This window comes from Actinospica durhamensis, assembly GCF_018139695.1.
Lineage (GTDB): Bacteria > Actinomycetota > Actinomycetes > Streptomycetales > Catenulisporaceae > Actinospica > Actinospica durhamensis.
The window spans coordinates 1-392 of the sequence record NZ_JAGSOG010000875.1 but is presented as its reverse complement, the minus strand read 5'-3'; the positions used below and the strand labels follow the sequence as shown (position 1 = coordinate 392).

Genomic DNA, 392 nt, shown 5'->3' with positions numbered 1-392 from the left:
GCCCTGGGCGTTGACCGCGATGGCCGACGCGTCGAGGTCGAAGTCCGTGCCGGTGGTGGTGCGGACGTCCCAGCCGAGGCCCACGGTGACGGCGGTCAGGCCCGGAGCCTCCTTGGTGAGCGAGACGTTGCCACCCTTGGACAGGCTTACAGCCATTGTTGGGAGTCCCTTCCCTCGTGTGCGTACGGCCAGAAGCTGAAGCTACAGCCATCCCCTTGAACGCGGAGAGGGGGGCACGGGGTTCCGGGTCCCTTTACTTTCTTTACGCGACTTATTCGGGTGACGTGGACCGGTCAGGGGCGGGAACATGGAGGGTATGTCCGGTCCCTATCCCGTCCGCGGCTCCGTCTCCCTGCCCGAGGCCGAGCTCATGTGGCGTTTCTCGCGTTCCT

At 65.8% G+C, this 392-nt stretch carries 1 protein-coding gene and 1 pseudogene; one reads left to right on the top strand and one right to left on the bottom strand.

Annotation, left to right across the window (positions count from 1 at the left end; genetic code table 11):
- Positions 1-156: TerD family protein (locus KDL01_RS42645; protein WP_212534374.1), on the bottom strand; the 156-nt coding region annotated here is incomplete at its 3' end.
- Positions 157-307: 151 nt separating this feature from the next.
- Between KDL01_RS42645 and KDL01_RS46660 the strand changes: the two are divergent.
- A pseudogene (locus KDL01_RS46660) lies at positions 308-392 on the top strand (aminoacyl-tRNA hydrolase); the annotation flags it as partial.